The sequence below is a fragment of the Pseudomonas sp. H1_A03 genome (assembly GCF_054685145.1).
The window spans coordinates 1,620,570-1,639,408 of the sequence record NZ_CP162829.1 but is presented as its reverse complement, the minus strand read 5'-3'; the positions used below and the strand labels follow the sequence as shown (position 1 = coordinate 1,639,408).

Annotated in this window: 16 protein-coding genes and 2 tRNA genes; 12 read left to right on the top strand and 6 right to left on the bottom strand. The window is 59.8% G+C overall.

Annotation, left to right across the window (positions count from 1 at the left end; genetic code table 11):
• Positions 1 to 83: 83 nt before the first annotated feature.
• Complete coding sequence (locus AB4O35_RS07595) at positions 84 to 1,745, bottom strand: OFA family MFS transporter (protein WP_065875781.1); 1,662 nt, start codon at positions 1,743 to 1,745, stop codon at positions 84 to 86.
• Between the two features lie 324 nt (positions 1,746 to 2,069).
• Between AB4O35_RS07595 and AB4O35_RS07590 the strand changes: the two genes are divergently transcribed.
• The 4 genes from AB4O35_RS07590 (at position 2,070) to AB4O35_RS07575 (ending at position 5,792) form a co-directional block, all read left to right on the top strand.
• Entirely contained in the window at positions 2,070 to 4,280 is a 2,211-nt protein-coding gene (locus tag AB4O35_RS07590) for an AsmA family protein (protein ID WP_065890268.1), read from the top strand.
• Positions 4,277 to 5,344: an A/G-specific adenine glycosylase gene (gene mutY, locus AB4O35_RS07585; RefSeq protein WP_065890265.1), complete on the top strand. Its 1,068-nt coding sequence runs from the start codon at positions 4,277 to 4,279 to the stop codon at positions 5,342 to 5,344. The genes AB4O35_RS07590 and mutY overlap by 4 nt, the downstream gene beginning before the upstream one ends.
• Positions 5,341 to 5,613: an oxidative damage protection protein gene (locus tag AB4O35_RS07580; RefSeq protein WP_065875784.1), complete on the top strand. Its 273-nt coding sequence runs from the start codon at positions 5,341 to 5,343 to the stop codon at positions 5,611 to 5,613. Before mutY ends, AB4O35_RS07580 begins: the two co-directional genes overlap by 4 nt.
• Positions 5,614 to 5,716: 103 nt before the next feature.
• A tRNA-Phe gene (locus tag AB4O35_RS07575) sits at positions 5,717 to 5,792 on the top strand.
• 119 nt (positions 5,793 to 5,911) lie between these two features.
• Here the strand turns inward: AB4O35_RS07575 and AB4O35_RS07570 are convergent.
• Together AB4O35_RS07570 and AB4O35_RS07565 are read right to left on the bottom strand one after the other, a co-directional pair.
• Positions 5,912 to 7,504 carry an ArnT family glycosyltransferase gene (locus AB4O35_RS07570; RefSeq protein WP_065945587.1) on the bottom strand — a complete coding sequence of 531 codons (1,593 nt, stop codon included), beginning with the start codon at positions 7,502 to 7,504 and terminating at the stop codon, positions 5,912 to 5,914.
• A gap of 87 nt (positions 7,505 to 7,591) precedes the next feature.
• Positions 7,592 to 8,557, bottom strand: coding sequence for an arsenic resistance protein (locus tag AB4O35_RS07565; protein WP_065945588.1), 966 nt, complete (start codon positions 8,555 to 8,557; stop codon positions 7,592 to 7,594).
• Between the two features lie 172 nt (positions 8,558 to 8,729).
• Here AB4O35_RS07565 and AB4O35_RS07560 point away from each other — a divergent pair, with 172 nt between their 5' ends.
• Entirely contained in the window at positions 8,730 to 9,674 is a 945-nt protein-coding gene (locus AB4O35_RS07560) for an alpha/beta hydrolase family protein (protein WP_065945589.1), read from the top strand.
• A gap of 12 nt (positions 9,675 to 9,686) precedes the next feature.
• Positions 9,687 to 10,100 carry a hypothetical protein gene (locus tag AB4O35_RS07555; protein WP_065910788.1) on the top strand — a complete coding sequence of 138 codons (414 nt, stop codon included), beginning with the start codon at positions 9,687 to 9,689 and terminating at the stop codon, positions 10,098 to 10,100.
• 108 nt (positions 10,101 to 10,208) lie between these two features.
• Here the strand turns inward: AB4O35_RS07555 and gabP are convergent, their stop codons facing one another.
• Entirely contained in the window at positions 10,209 to 11,600 is a 1,392-nt protein-coding gene (gabP, locus tag AB4O35_RS07550; RefSeq protein ID WP_065910787.1) for a GABA permease, read from the bottom strand.
• A gap of 555 nt (positions 11,601 to 12,155) precedes the next feature.
• Between gabP and AB4O35_RS07545 the strand changes: the two genes are divergently transcribed.
• The 5 genes from AB4O35_RS07545 to AB4O35_RS07525 all read left to right on the top strand — a co-directional run bounded on the left by AB4O35_RS07545 (position 12,156) and on the right by AB4O35_RS07525 (position 16,319).
• Complete coding sequence (locus tag AB4O35_RS07545; protein ID WP_010213906.1) at positions 12,156 to 12,929, top strand: ABC transporter ATP-binding protein; 774 nt, start codon at positions 12,156 to 12,158, stop codon at positions 12,927 to 12,929.
• Between the two features lie 13 nt (positions 12,930 to 12,942).
• Complete coding sequence (locus tag AB4O35_RS07540) at positions 12,943 to 13,695, top strand: ABC transporter substrate-binding protein (RefSeq protein WP_003187758.1); 753 nt, start codon at positions 12,943 to 12,945, stop codon at positions 13,693 to 13,695.
• A gap of 74 nt (positions 13,696 to 13,769) precedes the next feature.
• Positions 13,770 to 14,462 carry an ABC transporter permease gene (locus AB4O35_RS07535; protein ID WP_065875790.1) on the top strand — a complete coding sequence of 231 codons (693 nt, stop codon included), beginning with the start codon at positions 13,770 to 13,772 and terminating at the stop codon, positions 14,460 to 14,462.
• Positions 14,462 to 15,151, top strand: a complete 690-nt coding sequence (locus AB4O35_RS07530; protein WP_065875791.1) for an ABC transporter permease — start codon at positions 14,462 to 14,464, stop codon at positions 15,149 to 15,151. Before AB4O35_RS07535 ends, AB4O35_RS07530 begins: the two co-directional genes overlap by 1 nt.
• Positions 15,132 to 16,319, top strand: coding sequence for a methyltransferase (locus AB4O35_RS07525; protein ID WP_065945590.1), 1,188 nt, complete (start codon positions 15,132 to 15,134; stop codon positions 16,317 to 16,319). The genes AB4O35_RS07530 and AB4O35_RS07525 overlap by 20 nt, the downstream gene beginning before the upstream one ends.
• A 241-nt stretch (positions 16,320 to 16,560) precedes the next feature.
• Here AB4O35_RS07525 and bcsQ read toward each other — a convergent pair whose 3' ends face one another.
• Together bcsQ and AB4O35_RS07515 are read right to left on the bottom strand one after the other, a co-directional pair.
• Positions 16,561 to 17,496 carry a cellulose biosynthesis protein BcsQ gene (bcsQ, locus tag AB4O35_RS07520; RefSeq protein WP_065945591.1) on the bottom strand — a complete coding sequence of 312 codons (936 nt, stop codon included), beginning with the start codon at positions 17,494 to 17,496 and terminating at the stop codon, positions 16,561 to 16,563.
• 264 nt (positions 17,497 to 17,760) lie between these two features.
• Positions 17,761 to 18,171: a hypothetical protein gene (locus tag AB4O35_RS07515; RefSeq protein WP_065945592.1), complete on the bottom strand. Its 411-nt coding sequence runs from the start codon at positions 18,169 to 18,171 to the stop codon at positions 17,761 to 17,763.
• Between the two features lie 197 nt (positions 18,172 to 18,368).
• Between AB4O35_RS07515 and AB4O35_RS07510 the strand changes: the two genes are divergently transcribed.
• A tRNA-Thr gene (locus AB4O35_RS07510) sits at positions 18,369 to 18,444 on the top strand.
• The last annotated feature ends 395 nt before the right edge of the window (positions 18,445 to 18,839 follow it).

The following is an 18,839-nucleotide window of genomic DNA, read 5'->3' as shown; positions in this document are numbered from 1 at the left end:
TCTCCAGTTAAAACGCGGTGTCCGGTTTTGGGGGCGGCTGCGCCACCCAGCGCGGGGCAAGCCCGCTCACTACAGGTTTGGTGCTAGCGGAACAGTACCGCCGTCTTCTGCAGGGTCACCCACACACCCCACGCCAACGGAATACCCACCACCAGCCAGGCGGCAATCGCCAATGGCACAGTGCCGGAAGCCGCTTTCCACTCCAGGGAAGTGGTCGCATCCGCGCCTTTGTCATGGCCAAGCGCCTGTTCGGCGGCCAATTCGGCATCGGTCATGAAGTACTTGTCGGCCACCGGACGCACCAGCAGGTTGCAGATGAAACCCAGCACCAGCAGGCCGGCGAGGATGTACAAGGTGATGTCGTAGGCCGCCGCGCGTTCAACGCCAATGCTCAGCTGATACTCACGCAGGTAGTTCACCAACACCGGGCCCAATACGCCCGCAGCGGCCCAGGCAGTCAGCAGGCGACCGTGGATCGCGCCGACCATTTGCGTGCCGAACAGGTCAGCCAGGTAGGCCGGAACGGTCGCAAAACCACCGCCGTACATCGACAGGATGATGCAGAACGCCGCCACAAACAGCGCCACGTTGCCCAAATGCCCCAGGTTCGGGATCAACGCGTACAGGGCAAAGCCCAGGGCGAAGAACACGAAGTAGGTATTTTTACGCCCCAGGTAGTCGGAGAACGACGCCCAGAAGAACCGGCCACCGATGTTGAACAGGCTCAACAGCCCCGTAAAACCTGCGGCGATGGCTGCGATGGAAGCCAGTTGACCGGCATCCAGCTGACCAAACGGTACATCCACACCCAGCAGCTTGCCGCCGAACACTTCCTGCAGCAGTGGCGACGCCATGCCGAGGATGCCGATACCGGCGGATACGTTCAGGCACAGCACCAGCCAGACCAGGCGGAATTGCGGGGTTTTCCACGCCACGTTCACGTGCACGTGACGGTGAGTGATCATCGCGTTGCTAGCTTTTTTCGCCGGCGCGGTCCAGCCCTCAGGTTTCCAGCCGGTTGGCGGAACGCGGTAGGACAAGGCGCCACCGATCATGAACACGAAATAGATCGCGGCCATCACCAGGAAGCTCTGCCATACGCCCACGCTGTCTGGCGTTGCGAAGTGACCCATCAATGCGGCTGCCAACGGGGCGCCAACCATCGCACCACCGCCGAAGCCCATGATCGCCATACCAGTGGCCATGCCACGCTTGTCCGGGAACCACTTGATCAGGGTCGATACGGGCGAGATATAGCCCAGGCCCAGGCCGATACCGCCGATGACCCCGGAGCCGATCCACATCAGCCAGATCTGGTGGGTATAGATACCCAACGCCGAGATCAGCAGGCCACCACACCAGCACAACGCCGACACAACACCGGCCTTGCGTGGCCCGGCATGTTCCAGCCAGCCGCCCCAGATGGCTGCCGAGCAGCCCAGGAAGATGAAGAACAGGGTGTAGATCCAGCCCAGCATGGAGATGGGCCAGTCGCATTGGGACGAGAAGACTTGGGCGATGAAGCTCATGTCCGGCGCACAAGCAACCGGCTTGGTGATACCCAGCGCCTTGGACAATGGCAGCCAGAACACCGAGAACCCGTAGGCCATGCCGATGCAAAGGTGGATAGCCAGGGCGGCCGGTGGAACCAGCCAGCGGTTGAAGCCGGGCTTGGCGATGATGCGTTCCTTGGACAGGAACGCTGGCTTTGCAGCAGATGAACCTGCCGCAGTGCTAGTGCTCATTGGTGTTTCCCCCAGTTGTTAGTATGTGTCCGTCAGGCGCTCTCTCCCTCGGCCTTGCACGCAAAGCGTGGCCGTTTTGTTGAGTGAAGCTCCATTTTAGGCGCGACCTTAGGTCGCAGAAGGCGGACGAACGTGCAGAGATTAGCACCTGTCGATGACAGAAAAACCAAAGTGACATCACCTTTTTCAGGAAATTTGTTTATTTGACGCCAAAAACCCGTTCCCCCACCGCTGGATACAATGTAACGATCGGAGCACTGACGCAGGCCGTCGGGCGTTATACTCTGCGGCTAAATTTTGAAATCGACATACAAGGACTCGCCCATGAAAGCGTTCGGCAAAATCCTGGGTCTGGTACTTCTCGGGCTGTTGCTGATCATTGTGGCTCTAGGCTTTGCCCTGACCCATCTCTTCGATCCCAACGACTATAAAGACGAGATTCGCCAGATTGCCCGCGACAAGGCCCACATCGAGCTGACGCTCAATGGCGACATCGGCTGGAGCCTGTTCCCCTGGCTTGGCCTGGAACTGCACGAAGCCAGCGTGGCAACCCTGACCGCACCGACCCAGCCCTTCGCCGACCTGCAGATGCTCGGCCTGTCGGTACGCGTGCTGCCGCTGCTGCGCCGCGAAGTGCAGATGAGTGACGTGCGTGTCGAAGGTCTCAACCTGCGCCTCAACCGCAACAAGGAAGGGCACGGCAACTGGGAAGACATCGGCAAGAACGTGACAGAGACGAGCGTCGGCAGCCCTGGCTCGGTTGAACAACCGGCCGAACCCGAATCGGACAAGCCGGCAAAACCCATCCGCCTGGATATCGACAGCCTGACGGTCAACAACGCCCGCATCGAATACAACGATGAGCAGACCGGCAAGCAGTTCAGCGCCGAAAGCATCCAATTGAGCGCTGGCGCCGTGCATGAAGGCGCCAGCATCCCGGTGAAACTCACCGCCTTCTTCGGCAGCAATCAGCCGGTGATGCGCGTCAAGACCGAACTCAACGGCAACCTGCGCATCCAGCGTGCGCTCAAGCGCTACCAGCTTGAAGACATGAAGATCACCGGCGAAGCCACGGGCGAGCCACTGCAAGGCAAGACCGTGACCTTCTCGACCCAGGGCCAACTGTTGGTGGACCAGGCGGCGAATATCGCCGAATGGACCAACATGAAGCTCTCGGCCAACCAACTGCGCGCGTTGGGCGAGCTGAAGGTCAACGACCTCGACAAGACCCCGCAGCTCAGCGGCGCCCTGTCCATCGCCCAATTCGACCTGGCCAAGTTCCTCGACAGCGTCGGCCACCCGCTGCCGCCAATGGCCGAGGGCAGCCTGAGCAAGGTCGAACTGGTCAGCCGCCTCAAGGGCACGCCAAGCAGCATCGCCCTGGAAGACCTGAACCTGAAACTCGACGGCAGCACCTTCACCGGTCGCGTCGCCGTGGAGGATTTCGCCAAGCAATCCCTGCGCGTTCAGCTCAAGGCCGACACGTTCAATGCCGACAACTATCTGCCGGCCAAGTCCGAATCCGCCAAGGGCGCAGCCGCTGCCCGCCAGGCCGAAGTGCAGAACAGCGAAGCCGGTGCCATGGCTGCCGGCGGCACCACACCGCTGCCCGAAGCGCCGACCAAAGGCGCCTGGAGCACCGACAAACTGTTGCCATTGACCCGCCTGCGCACGCTGGATGTGGACGCCGACCTCGCGTTTGGCCAACTGACCCTGAGCAAGTTGCCGATCCAGAATGCCGTGCTCAAAGCGTCCGGCATCGATGGCCAACTCAAGCTCGACACCCTGAGCGGCGGTCTCTACAACGGCACCTTCCAGGCCAACGGCAACCTCGATGTGCGCCAGGATATCCCGGTGCTCGCGCTGCAAAGCCGGATCAAGCAGGTACCGGTCGAACGCATCCTGCAAGCCCAGGGGCAAACCCCGCCGGTGAAGGGCCAGATCACCCTCGACAGCAACCTCACTGGCCGCGGCAATAGCCAGAAAGCGCTGATCGACAGCCTCAACGGCACCGCCAGTTTCGTGATCAACAACGGCGTGCTGCTCAACGCCAACCTTGAACAGCAACTGTGCACCGGCATCGCCCTGCTCAACCGCAAAACCTTGAGCAGCACACCGCAAGGCAAGGACACGCCGTTCCAGGAACTGAAGGGCAACCTGACCTTCCGTAACGGTGTCGCCAGCAACCCGGACCTGAAAGTGCGCATCCCGGGCCTGACGGTCAACGGTAATGGCGATGTCGATCTGCGCGTCCTGGGCATGGACTACCGCGTCGGCATCATTGTCGAAGGTGATCAGCGCGAAACGCCGGACCCGGCCTGCCAGGTGGGCTCCAACTTCCAGGGCATCGAAGTGCCGCTGCGCTGCCGTGGCCCGCTGGAGCTGGGCGCCAAGGCGTGCCGCCTGGACAAGGACGGCCTTGGCCAAGTCGCGATCAAGGCGGCGGGCAACCGCCTCAACGAGAAGCTTGAAGAGAAGCTCGACAAGGTTAACCCGAAGCTCAAAGACGCACTGAAAGGCCTGTTCAATCGATGAGAAACGAGCAATTTTCAGAGGCGGTGCTGAACTGGTACGACCGCCACGGTCGCCACGACCTGCCCTGGCAACAGGGCATAACGCCTTATCGGGTGTGGGTCTCGGAGATCATGCTGCAGCAGACCCAGGTGAGCACCGTGCTCAATTATTTCGACCGCTTCATGGCGTCGCTGCCAACGGTCGAGGCCCTGGCGGCTGCGCCGGAAGATGAAGTGCTGCACTTGTGGACCGGGCTGGGGTACTACACCCGGGCGCGCAACCTGCAAAAGACGGCGAAGATTATCGTGGCCGAATACGGCGGCGAATTTCCCAAGGATGTCGAGAAGCTCACCGAGTTGCCCGGCATAGGCTTGTCCACCGCCGGAGCGATCGCCAGCCTGAGCATGGGCCTGCGTGCGCCGATCCTCGACGGCAACGTCAAACGCGTGCTGGCACGTTTCACCGCGCAGGAGGGCTACCCGGGCGAACCCAAGGTGGCCAAGCAACTGTGGGCCACCGCAGAACGCTTCACGCCGCATGATCGCGTCAACGCCTACACCCAGGCGATGATGGATATGGGCGCCACCCTCTGCACCCGCAGCAAACCCAGCTGCCTGTTGTGCCCGCTGGAAAAAGGCTGCGAAGCGCACATGCTCGGCCTGGAGACGCGCTACCCGATCCCCAAGCCGCGCAAGACCATCCCGCAGAAGCGCACGCTGATGCCGCTGCTGGCAAATGCCGAAGGCGCGATCCTGCTTTACCGTCGCCCCTCGACGGGTCTGTGGGGCGGCCTGTGGAGCTTGCCGGAGCTGGATGACCTGCAAGACCTGGAGCACCTGGCCAACCAGCACGCGCTGGCACTGGGCAAGCAACAGGAACTGCCGAGCCTGATTCACACCTTCAGCCACTTTCAGTTGGCTATCGAACCCTGGCTGGTCCAGGTCGAGGAATCCGCCCATCACGTGGCCGAGGCCGACTGGCTCTGGTATAACCTCGCCACCCCGCCGCGCCTGGGCCTTGCCGCCCCGGTGAAAAAACTGCTGAAGCGCGCGGCCGACGTATTGAATGCAGGAGTTTCGTCATGACCCGCACCATCATGTGCCGCAAGTACAAAGAAGAATTGCCAGGCCTCGAACGCCCTCCGTACCCAGGTGCCAAGGGCCAGGACATTTTCGAGCACGTCTCCGCCAAAGCCTGGGCCGACTGGCTGAAACACCAGACTCTACTGATCAACGAAAAACGCCTGAACATGATGAACGCCGAAGACCGTAAATACCTGGCGGGCGAGATGGACAAGTTCTTTTCCGGCGAGGAATACGCCAAGGCCGACGGCTACGTGCCGCCTGCTCAATAATTGATCAAAAACCGGGGTCGGCACGTAAGCGACGGTAATAATTAAATATTTTTTGAAAACTTGCTTGACGACCCCCTGAAAAACCCGTTTAATGCGCCCCGTTGCCCAGATAGCTCAGTCGGTAGAGCAGGGGATTGAAAATCCCCGTGTCGGCGGTTCGATTCCGTCTCTGGGCACCACTAATTAGTTTCAGGTGGTGCTAACGTCATCTGAAACACACAAGAAACCCGCCTAGTGCGGGTTTTTTGTTGCCTGGAATTTGACTTAACCCAGTGGCGATTTTGATTGGGTGCTTCGCTCACTTCAGCAAAAACACCATCAGCGGATTATCGTTCAACCGCCCTTCAAAACTTGGAGCGACGTCCTCCAGGGATGTCCCTTGCAGCAACGCCACTTCGTTGCGCGCCACAATCACCCACGCCGGCCGTGGCAAAGTACCTAATCGGTCAAGCTCATGAGCCCCCACAAACACCGGCCGCTCATCGTGATCCAGGTTCATCATGTAGCGCACTGCCCAGGTATCCCGGCCAAGGTTGATAAACACCAAAGGCCCCGGCTGCGTAACGCGCAGTGCTTCCACCTGGCCGACAAACTGCCGCGTATCGAACTGCAGGTCCTTGGCCGGTTCTACCACCATCACCAACAACAACCATTGCGCCAACAAAGCGATCAGGCTGAGCCACACCAACCGCCCCACCCGCCGCCAGGCGATCAACGTCGCCACCTGTAGCAGCGCCAACGCGCTGATCAGCAGCGGCAGCGAAACATCTGGCCAGTCACCATGCTTCTGCCAGCCATGCCGACAGACAAACACTGCCACCACGCACAACGCCGGTAGCGCCGCGACAAGCCCTTCGTAACATCGGCGCACGCCAGCGAGCCAACCTTGCGACTGAAGCAGCCCATAGGCCGCGACAGCCGCAAACATCGGCACCATGGGCAGGATGTAGTAAGCGCGCTTGAAGTGCGGCACCGATAGCCCGAGCAAGATCATCATGCCGCAGGCACCGAGCCGCACCACCAATTGCATATCGCCCTCGAACCGCTCGGCCCAGCGATGACGCAGCGCAATCATGGTGGCCAGCGCCAACGGCACCACCGGGAAGTAGCGATACAAGCTCAGCTGGAAGTAAAAATAGAACGGCTCACCGGTTTCATCGAGGCGTCCGCCCACCTGCATTTTGAACACTTCATCGGCAAATGCGTCACCACCGCTGAGGCGCGCCAGTTTCACCAACAGCCACCAACAGGCTGCCAACAACACCAGGCCGACGAGGCCATGCATGAGCACTTGCTTCACGCGCTCGCCAGGCTTGCCCAGCGCCCAATACACGCACACCACGCCACAGACTTCGATCAACCCCAGCGGCCCGCGCATGGCAAAGCCCAGAATGAACAACGCAAACACCGCCAGCCGCCTCCAGCGCCCACCACTGTGAAGCAGGTAAAAACTGCCTACACAGAGCAACGCTACCATCTGGTCCAGGCAGACCGAGCGGGATTTTTCGAGCAGTTGGGTGGTGAGCAACGTCAGCAGCACGGTGAGCAGCGCCCACTGGCGATTCGCCGGGACGAGCAAGCGATAGATCAAGGCAACCACCCCAGCGGACGCCAGGGCGGTGGGCAGCACATTCGCCAGATGGTTGGGCGCACCAAACAGCCGTGCGAACACGAAGCTGAAAAAGGTCGCGGTGCCGGGGTAATCCGCGTAGGGCTGGCCATAGGTAGTCGGGAAAAGGCTCGCGCCATGGCGAAACATTTCTTGTAGGAACAGCGCCCAGCGTCCGTCAAACCCTTGGGGTTGCTGATCCCATATACCCAAGGTGAACAGCAACAGGGCAAACAGGAAAATGCCCAGGGATTCCAGGCGAAAACGGTTGCGGTGATCCATCGGTTGACCTGTCAGGTAAGGGGCGCCGACTTATGGTGCCGACTGCCCTGCTGAATAACGCCTGAACAGACCTGAACATTCCCGCGCTTACCGACCTGCGGGCCACGCCCACTTAGGGATCAACCGAACGTAAATCAACTCGCCCACCAGCTCGATCAGGGTTTGCAGGATCACCGCCGTCGCCGCCAACCCGCGCACATCCTCGGGCAAGGCCAGCGCCAGAGGCAATACCACCAGCGAGTTGCGTGTCGACGCGCTGAATGTCACCGCCCTGGCCGTCGCCGCCGGGAGTGCAAACAACCGCGAGGCCAACACGCCCATCAGCGGCGCCAGCACCAGAAAACCGACATACACCGGGATCACCGGCAGCAACAGGTTGATATCCCGTACCACCGATGTGATTTGCGAGCCGATCACCACAAACAACACCACCGCCATCGCCGGCACCGGCAACCACGCCCAGCCACTGTTCCAAACACTGACGACCGACGATCGCCGTGCCAGGGAAGTCGTCACCACCGCCAGAATCATCGGCACCACGATCAACAAGAGAAACGCCTCGAAAAACGGCCTTGCCTCCACCACCACCTCGGATTGGGCGCCGAGCATCACACTCAGATAGATCGGTAACAGCACCAATTGCAGCAGCAACAGCACCGGCGTAGCCGCCAGCATCAACCGCGAATCGCCCTTGCCGATATGGGTAAACACCACCACGTAGTCGATGCACGGGGTCAGCAACACCAGCAACGCCCCTATCAGCAATGCCGGACGCCCGACCAGACTCTGGGTCAATGCCCACACCAGCAGGGGCACCAGGATGAAGTTGGCGAGCAGTAGTGCCGACAGGAAACGCTTGTTACTCAAGCTCTGGCGCAGATCCAAAAAAGGAATTTGGAGGAACATTGCGTACATCAGCACCGCAATGGCGGGCGTGACCAGCGCGCTGAGGCAGTGGGCAAGTGAGGGTGCGAGCAGGCCAAAAGCGGCGGCCAGCAGCACAGCTACAAAGTAGACCGGGATCTGGTTGTGTTCGAGGGTGTCGCGGGTCATGGCCTGACTCAGATCGATCGAAAGTTCGTCAGCCTATGCACCCAAACGGATCACGTCGAGCATCGCGACAGTCTCCGCGCCCAGGGGAGCGAAATTTGTTAGTTTCAATTCTTTATAAAAAGCGCGTGAGCTACCAAGCCCTCATAGAAAAGCGCAAGGAAAGAGTCGCCCTATGCACCTGCCAACCCGTCCCGCCCCCGAAGCGTTCCGTGAGCCCGCCGCTGACGGCTACCCCATCGGCGGCTTCACCTGGCGCCACCTGCGCACCGCCCTCAAACGCCCCGTCGTCGTCATCAACGCCGCCACCTCCGTACGCTGCCGCCACTACGCCCGCTTCGCCGACTACCTGTTCACCAACGGCCTTGACGTCATCACCTACGACTACCGTGGCATCGGCGAATCCCGCAGCGGCTCACTGCGTGGCTTCAAAGCCTCATGGTCGGATTGGGGCGTGCTGGATTTCGAGGCGATGCTGCAGCGAGCGCAACGGGAATTTCCAGGGCAGCCGATTGATGTCGTCGGCCACAGCTTCGGTGGCTGTGCAGCCGGGCTCGGGGCGTCGGGCGCGATCATCCGGCGGGTCGTGACCGTAGGGGCGCAGTTTGCGTACTGGCGCGATTACGCAGCAAATGAGCGTTGGCGGATGTTTGCCAAATGGCATGTAGTGATGCCGCTGGCGACGGCGCTATGCGGGTACTTCCCCGGCAAACGCTTGGGCTGGCTGGAGGACACGCCAGCGGGCGTGGTGCGGGACTGGAGCACGCTAACGCCCAGGTTTGAAACGCGACCCAGCGGGCGAACCTTGGGTGAGTTGCCATTCAGTCGCGTGAAGGCGCAGATACTGGCCATCAGCATCACCGATGATCCATTCGGGACCGTCGCAGCCATCGAGCGACTACTGGGTTACTTCGACGGCAGTGAGCGCACTCATCTGCGGATCGCGCCTGCAGATATTGGCGAAAAGGCAGTCGGACATTTCGCATTTTTTCGCAGCGAGCATCAGGAGAGGCTGTGGCCGATTGCATTGGTGTGGCTGCAAAACGGCCAATTAGCTTCGGACCCCCTTGGGATTTCCCCCAACCTGCGCTTCAATACTCCCCCAGTTTCAGAACCCTAGGACGCTAAGCCCATGGCCTCGCCAGACAAGCAGCAAAAACGTGCCCAACGGGCAAAGGCCAAGGCCAAGCAAAACCGTACCCAGCGCGCTGTCGCGACCAAGCCGGATGCGTTTGCCGGTGATGACAGCCGCATTGACCTTGAGTCAGTGGATTTGACCGAGCTGTTCGTAGAAATGCGCGCTGCAGGCGAAACCAGCCAGCAAGCCCTCTGCGCCGTGTTCCTGGCCCACCCGTTGCTGGCGCTGGTGCTTGAGCAGGAAGGCGAAGAAGAAGCCACCGACTTTATCCTGGCGGCGCTGATCGAGTATCGGCAGTGGGCCACGGACACTGATGATGAAGCAGCAGCACTGGCGTGGATTGAGTCGCCAGAGTTCCAGGCGGATTACGTGGCGGCGTCCCAGGCGCTGACCAGCTCGCAAGACTGACACCGGACAAAATGTGGGAGCCGGGCTTGCCCGCGATGGCGGTGTGTCAGCCGACGAAGATATCGACTATCAGTCCGTCATCGCGGGCAAGCCCGACTCCCACAATGTTTAGTTCAGCACCGCAGCACCCGCTCTCTGCGCCTTGCGCCGGCTGGATACAAACAGCCCTGCAGCCACCACCAGCAAACTCAGCACCCCAGTCGCGATAATCTCGACCCGATGCGCTTCCTGGAACAGCATGATGGTCAGCGTGCCCACGATGAACACCATCACCGCGTAGGTCAGGCCCGGGAACAGCCACATCTTGAAGACGATCTTCTCACCCGCCGCGGCGCGTTTCTGGCGCATGCGCAGTTGCGACACCGCGATCACCAGATAGACCAGCAATGCAATGGCGCCCGAGCTGGCGAGCAGGAATTCGAACACTGCCGCCGGGGCCACGTAGTTGGCGAACACTGCCAGGAACGCTGCGCCAGTAGACAGCAGAACAGCCCAGTAAGGCGTGCCACTCTTGTTGGTGCGCTTGGCCACGGCCGGTGCATCACCGCGACGGCCCAGGGAGAACAGCATGCGTGAGGCGGTGTAAAGCGCCGAGTTCAGGCAGCTGGTCACGGCGACCAGTACCACCAGGTCGACAATCAGCTTGGCATTCGGGATGCCCATGCGTTCCAGCACGGTCTGATACGAACCCACCGCTGCCAGGGTCGGATCGTTCCATGGCACCAGGGACACCACGATGAAGATCGACAGCAGGTAGAACAGACCAATCCGCCAGATCACCGAGTTGGTGGCCTTGGTGATTTGCTGGCCTGGGTTCTTCGATTCAGCCGCCGCGATGGTGACGATCTCGGTGCCCATGAAGGAGAACATGGTGGTCAAGATCGCCGCCAATACCGCGCCCATGCCGTTCGGCATGAAGCCTTGGGTGTCGAACAAGTGCGAAACGCCGCTGACCTGGCTGGTTGGCAGGAAACCGAAAATCGCCGCCAGGCCGAGGATCACGAAGCCCACAATCGCCACGACCTTGATCAGCGCAAACCAGAACTCGAACTCGCCGTAGTTCTTCACGCTGAACAGGTTGGTCGCGGTCAGCAGCAAGGTGATGATCAGCGTAAAGGCCCAGATGGCCACATCCGGGAACCAGGCATGCAGGATGGTCGCGGCGGCGTTGGCCTCCAACGGAATCACTAGCACCCAGAACCACCAGTAGAGCCAGCCGATGGTAAAACCGGCCCAGTGGCCGATCGCCCGGTCGGCATAGGTGGAGAACGAACCGGTGTCCGGCGACGCGACGGCCATTTCGGCCAGCATGCGCATCACCAACACCACCAGCGTACCCGCAGCGGCGTAAGCCAACAGTACGGCCGGGCCAGCGGCAGCAATCGCGTGGCCGGAGCCAACAAACAAACCGGCACCGATGACGCCGGCAATCGACAGCATGGTGACGTGACGCGGTTTGAGCCCCTGTTCGAGGTCATTGGAGCTTTGCGTACTACTCATTGACACACCTTTACGAGGAATTGCGAAAACGGTCCGCCCGGCCTGCGATCTTTCTCGTGAAAAGAAACCAACAGGGCGTTCTTTATTTTTTACGCAAGATTTGCGCCAAAATGTTACGGCGTCGCGATTGACGCGGGTTGTAGGAAGATTGAGCAGTCATCGCAAGTCATTGAGAACAATGGCATTCCGCTATACCGTTACCGTGCGACTCACTTTCAAGACGAATAAACGCACCATAAACACACACAAAAAGTACGTGACGCCCTACAAAAGGGCTGATAAGCACCGTTTGCCCGGTTAACCCTTCCAACCCCCGGCCAAAGCTGGCACCATCGCGCCCTTTTTTACGCGAAGCCTGCGGCTTTTCGGGTTCAAACGGTTGTTCGGTTGTTGATGGCGCGACACGCTGCTGTGCCGATGCGACACCCTGCCGCACACCACCTGTTTACCGCCGGCCGCGCTGTTGGCTGCCATCAAGACGCTATGCTAGCTTGGCGCCTCGCCAGGAAGGCGGACCAACAGCGAAGATCGCAACGAACACAACGAGGACCGCACATGGCCGAGGCCACGCCCGCGCTTGAAATCCGCAACTTGCATAAACGCTATGGTGAGCTGGAGGTACTTAAAGGTATTTCGCTGACCGCTCGCGACGGCGATGTGATCTCGATCCTGGGTTCCTCCGGTTCCGGCAAGTCCACCTTCCTGCGCTGCATCAACCTGCTGGAAAACCCGCACCAGGGCCAGATCCTGGTGGCCGGCGAAGAACTCAAGCTCAAGGCCGCGAAAAACGGCGAGCTGATGGCCGCCGACGGCAAGCAGATCAACCGCCTGCGCAGCGAAATCGGTTTTGTGTTTCAAAACTTTAACCTGTGGCCGCACATGAGCATCCTCGACAACATCATCGAGGCCCCCCGCCGTGTGCTCGGCCAAAGTAAAGCCGAAGCCATTGAAGTGGCTGAAGCCCTGCTGGCCAAGGTCGGGATTGCCGACAAGCGCCACGCCTACCCCGCGCAATTGTCCGGCGGCCAGCAACAACGGGCGGCCATCGCGCGCACCCTGGCGATGCAACCCAAGGTCATCCTGTTCGACGAGCCCACTTCGGCGCTTGACCCGGAAATGGTTCAGGAAGTACTTAATGTGATCCGCGCGCTGGCCGAAGAAGGCCGCACCATGCTGCTGGTCACCCATGAAATGGGCTTCGCCCGCCAAGTGTCCAGTGAAGTGGTGTTCCTCCACCAGGGCCTGGTCGAAGAGCAAGGATCGCCACAGCAGGTGTTTGAAAACCCGCTTTCGGCGCGCTGCAAACAATTCATGTCCAGCAACCGCTAACGGAGCAACATGCATGCAGAACTATAAAAAATTCCTTCTGGCCGCGGCCGTCTCGATGGCGTTCAGCGCCACGGCCATGGCAGAAACCTTGAAAATGGGGATCGAAGCGGCCTATCCGCCGTTCAACAACAAGGACGCCAGCGGCAACGTCGTCGGCTTCGACAAAGACATCGGTGACGCCCTGTGCGCCAAGATGAAAGTCGAGAAGTGCGAAGTGTATGTGTCCGACTGGGACGGCATCATCCCGGCCCTGAACGCCAAGAAGTTCGACTTCCTGGTGTCCTCGCTGTCCATCACCGATGAACGCAAGCAGGCCGTCGACTTCACCGACCCGTACTACTCCAACAAATTGCAGTTCATCGCACCTAAAGCCACCGCCGACTTCAAGACCGACGCCGCTTACCTGAAAGGAAAAGTCATCGGTGCACAACGCGCGACGTTGGCCGGTACTTACCTGGAAGACAAGCTGCCTGATACCGAAGCCAAGCTCTACGACACCCAGGAAAACGCCTACCTCGACCTGACGTCCGGTCGCCTGGACGGCATCCTGGCCGACAAGTACGTGCAGTACGAATGGCTCAAGAGCAAAGACGGTTCCGCCTACGAGTTCAAAGGCGACCCGGTGGTAGAAAGCGACAAGATCGGTATCGCCGTACGTAAAGGCGACCCGCTGCGCGAACGCCTGAACAAAGCCCTGGCGGAGATCAAGGCAGACGGCACCTACAAGAAGATCAACGACAAGTACTTCCCTTTCAGCATCGAATGATCTGAACGGTATGCCCGACGCGCTCATGTGAGCGCGTCGGCTTTTTGCAATGCCTGCCGCGATATGAAAACACCATGAATTTCGATCTCTACGGATTCGGCCCGGCGCTTGCCGCTGGCGCGCTGATGACCGTCAAACTGGCGCTCACGGCTTTGTGCCTGGGGCTGGTGCTCGGCCTTGCCGGGGCCTTGGCCAAGACTTCACCGTACAAGCCGCTGCAATGGGTGGGTGGCGCGTATTCGACCATCGTGCGCGGCGTGCCGGAACTGTTGTGGGTGCTGCTCATTTACTTCGGCACGATCAATCTGATGCGTGAACTGGGCGAGGTGTTCGGCATTCCCGACCTGTCACTCAGTGCCTTCGCCGCCGGGGTCATCGCCTTGGGCTTGTGCTATGGCGCCTACGCCACGGAAGTCCTGCGCGGCGCAATCATCGCCATCCCCAAGGGCCACCGCGAAGCCGGTTTGGCGCTGGGGCTGTCGAAAACCCGCATCTTCACGCGCCTGATCATGCCGCAGATGTGGCGCATCGCCCTACCGGGCCTGGGCAACCTGTTCATGATCCTGATGAAGGATACCGCGCTGGTCACCGTCATCGGCCTTGAAGAAATCATGCGTCACGCGCAGATCGCGGTCACCGTCACCCGGCAGCCCTTCACCTTTTATCTGGTGGCGGCCTTCATCTATCTGGGCCTTACTTCGCTGTCGATGATCGGCATGCACTTGCTGGAACAACGCGCCGCGCGCGGCTTCGTGAGGACGACGTAATGGAATGGGAAGTCATCCTCAAGTGGCTGCCGAAATTTATCCAGGGCGCCATCCTGACCCTGGAGCTGGTGGGCATTGCCGTGATTCTCGGGTTGCTACTCGCGATTCCCCTAGGCGTCGCCCGGGCGTCCAAGCGTTGGTATGTGCGCTCGCTGCCCTACGCCTACATCTTCTTTTTCCGTGGCACACCGCTGCTGGTGCAATTGTTCCTGGTGTACTACGGCCTGGCTCAATTCGATGCGGTGAAAACCAGCTTCATGTGGCCGTATTTGCGTGATCCGTTCTGGTGCGCCACGGCCACCATGACCCTGCACACCGCCGCCTACATCGCCGAGATCCTGCGCGGCGCGATCCAGGCGATTCCACCGGGTGAAATCGAAGCGGCCCGGGCACTGGGCATGTCCAGGCCCAAGACGTTGTTCTACATCATCCTGCCCCGTGCCGCGCGCATCGGCCTGCCCGCCTACAGCAACGAAGTGATCCTGATGCTCAAGGCCAGTTCGCTGGCGAGCACGGTGACACTGCTGGAGCTGACCGGCATGGCCAGGACGATCATCGCGCGCAACTATCTGACGGTGGATATGTTCTTCACCGCCGGCGTGTTCTACCTGCTGATGTCGTACCTGCTGGTACGCGGCTTCAAACTGCTGGAACGCTGGCTGCGCGTCGATGAATGCCAGGGACGTTGAGGCACGCTTCCAGGCGCTGGATGCGTTTCTGATCGAGCACCAAGGGCTGTGGAAACCACGGCCCTTTACGCATCGGCATCTACCCTGGGAAACCGAACATCCCGACCTCGCCGCCTGGCTGCGTCAACGTTCGTTGGCCGATGCGGAAACCAGTCACAACCAGCCGCATGATCTGGCGGCACCTGCTCCGTTTCCACAACTTGCCGCGCAAGCCCGACACCTCAGCGCTGTGGATCAATTACCAACGCAGCCGCTGGCACCCGCTCGCCATCGCCTGAACGTCGACGTCCCCGGCCGCAAATGGCAGCAAATCGAAGCGTTCGGCGCTGCCCTGCAGTTTGCGCAAACACCCACGCACTGGCTCGACTGGTGTGCGGGCAAGGGCTACCTTGGCCGTCGCCTGTTGCAAGCCGATCAAGCGCTGACCTGCCTGGAATATGATCCGGCGTTGATCGCCGCAGGCCAGGCGTTGAGCGATCACCATGGCCTGCCCGTTATCCATCGCCTGCAAGATGTGATGGCCGATGTGGCGCTCAGCCGTGAACACACGCCCGTCGCCCTGCACGCCTGTGGCGACCTGCACGTGCGCCTGCTAAAACTGGCCAGCGCGGTCGGTTGCCAACAGCTCGCGCTGGCGCCCTGCTGCTATAACCGCATCACCGCCGACACCTACCAGGCACTGTCCAACGCAGGCCGCGCCTCAACCTTGCAACTGTCGATCGATGACCTTGGCCTGCCCCTGAGCGAAACCGTCACCGCCGGCAAGCGGGTGCGCTTGCAGCGCGACACATCCATGGCGCGGCGCCTGGGTTTCGATCAACTGCAACGCGAGCTGCGTGGCTGCGACGAATACCTGCCCGCGCCTTCGCTGCCCACAAGTTGGCTGGACAAGCCTTTCGCCGACTACTGCCGGGAACTGGCACGCCTTAAAGGGTTATCCACAGGTGAACAGGAGTGGGCGACATTAGAGGCGTACGGCTGGAGCCGCTTGGCCGAGGTCAGAAACCTGGAATTGGTGCGTGGCCTATTTCGGCGCCCGCTGGAGTTATGGCTGGTACTGGATCGGGCATTGTTTCTAAGCGAAACCGGCTACAAGGTCGAAGTGGGCAGCTTCTGCGAACCCGCATTGACGCCGCGCAACTTGATGGTGCTTGCCGAGCGCGATTAAGGGGCAGAATTGTCGCACCACAGCCTGTGGATAACTCTGTTGATGGATTCTTTACAGAGCCTGTAGCCATCTGCGCTACAGGTCAAAAACCAAGCTGATCATTTTTTGTTCACAAAATAAAACACCCGCAAAACAGGCAGTTGCGGCGGGATGAGAACCGCTCCACAAAATGGCTGTTACGTGACCCCCTCAACCAACCGATTGTGCATAAGCATCTGGCGTTAAGCGTATAAACCGCGACTTATAGCGATTTTTTGCGCGCAATCAATAACCGGCAAAGCTCGTCGATATCGTCTCCGGCCAAGGTCAATGCCTGGCTGTCCAAGGGGTCGATACCAAACGCCAGCGCTTCACTGATTGCCTTGTCGCGGTGCACCTCCAACGGCGGCATTCCACCCAGGCGCTGCTTGAACGCCTCAAGCATGTCCAGGGTGAAGGCATCATCCTCATCCAGTTGGTTAAGCACATAGCGAACCTGCGGCGGGCCCTCGCGCGCAAGATGTGGCGCCAGCAGCCTATCGAGTTGGTCCAGGGTGCCCAAGGACGCGGCGTCAGCCTTGGCAATCACCAACACCACATCGGCCACGCTCAAGGCTTGATGAAAGTAGACATTATTACCGGCGGGGGTATCGATGATCACCGTTTGCCGCGCGCTCAGGTGCAACCCCGACAACTGCTGCGCCAGCCAACCCGGTTCGCGCTTGAGCCAACCGTGAAGGTTTTCCTGCTGCTGGGCATCGATATCGCCAAAGGGGATGACCCGGCACCCGGCGAAGCCCGGTTGCTGGATCTGAACCCAGGGCGTATTCAACAAGCTGGTGCGACCGATGCCAGGCAAGCTCGCGCTGACGCCGAAGTGATGACGCAATGCGTTCTGCGGGTCCAAGTCCAAGGCCACCACCGACTCACCCAACCGCTGCATGCCGCTGCTCAAGGCAGTGACCAGCGTGCTGCGGCCCACGCCTCCATTGGCCGATACCAACGCGACTACAGTTGGCCGTGCCACGGCAACATCTTCCTGTTGAGGTGGTTCATTGGCGCTCGGGCCTGAAGAAGGAAAGGGGGCGCCATCGTCGACCGGAACACTGCCGAAGAAATGCAACCGCGCGCTCAGCCCGCGCACATCTCGAGTGACATGTTTGCCGAGCAACACAAAAATCTCGTCAGTAAGGCTCATGACCAAACTCCCACACGACGCTGCCTAAAGACGTGAAGGGTCGGCAAGAAGAAGGCTTACCGCAGGTCTTTTTATATAGGCGGCTCTGCTACCGCATTCTCTGACACCGACAACAAAGTGTCATTATTTTGATGAAGTTAACGCTGAATTTTTAGACCGGCGGCAAGTAGTCAAATTAATGACCACGCCAGCATTGGCCCCAAAGTATTTGTACACATGAACGAACCGGGCACCCGACTGCCCGGTTCTGGCACACCAATCGACTTAAGGGCGAATGCGGCGCTCGGTGAACTCGTAATCACCCTGGCAATCACTGGAAGGATCCGCCGCCACACTTACGTAATGCACGGTATCCGGGCCCACCAGTTTATACGTGTAGATATCCGGCGAAGGCACGCCATCCGTGCGCAATTCATTCTTGCCATTGGCCGCTGCCCACGTGCCCTGCTCGGTCTGAATCACCTGAGTCTGCTGCGCATCACGGAAGAAGGTAATAGTGAAACGGCCGTCCGGCTTGAGGTTATTGGTCCACGACAGGAACTGGCACTTGCTGGTCTCCGTGCGCAAACCCTTCCAGGTGCCGACCAAAGCTGGATCGTTGCCAGGCTTATGGGTGGAACACGCGCTGAGGGCCGTGACGAGAAGGATGAGGGACAGTGAAAGAGTCCGTTTCATGTAGGGCTTCCTTTGGTAGAAATGGTGCGGAGGCTGCCTCGATCAAGGCCGAGTAGACCGCTAGATGACGAGGGATGAATCCTACCTCGTTGCGAGGAAAAAGGGATCATTGCGAGAAAACCTTGGCTTCTGCAAAAATAGTCAGAATTCAGGGGTTTACAGAAGCTTGGCAATCGCTATAATCGTCGCCCTAACACGCCGGTATAGCTCAGTTGGTAGAGCAACTGACTTGTAATCAGTAGGTCCCGGGTTCGACTCCTGGTGCCGGCACCAAACAAAACGAAGGCTCGCAGAAATGCGGGCCTTTGTTGTTTCTACACTTTGGTGTTATTGCGAGTTGCCTCGCCCCGTTTGAGCTTGCGCCGCGGCTTCTCAAAGTCCTCGCGAAATGAGCCTCCCTCCCCCTCGCGGCGTAAGTTAGACGCATAAAAAGCTTCTGCTCTACAAACAAACAGCGACTTGATTCTCCCGCTCGAGCAAAAAACTACGACTGACCTACACTCAGCGCGGCAGTATCCTTTTGCCGTCATTCAGGGATAGGGATCATGTTAAGAGCGTACGTAAAAACAGTCCTGAAGGTGCTGGAGTCTCCTTGAAACACCGGGCAATAACCCGCCGTCAGCAACAAAAAAGGCACTTGCCGCTAACCGACAAGTGCCTTTTTTATT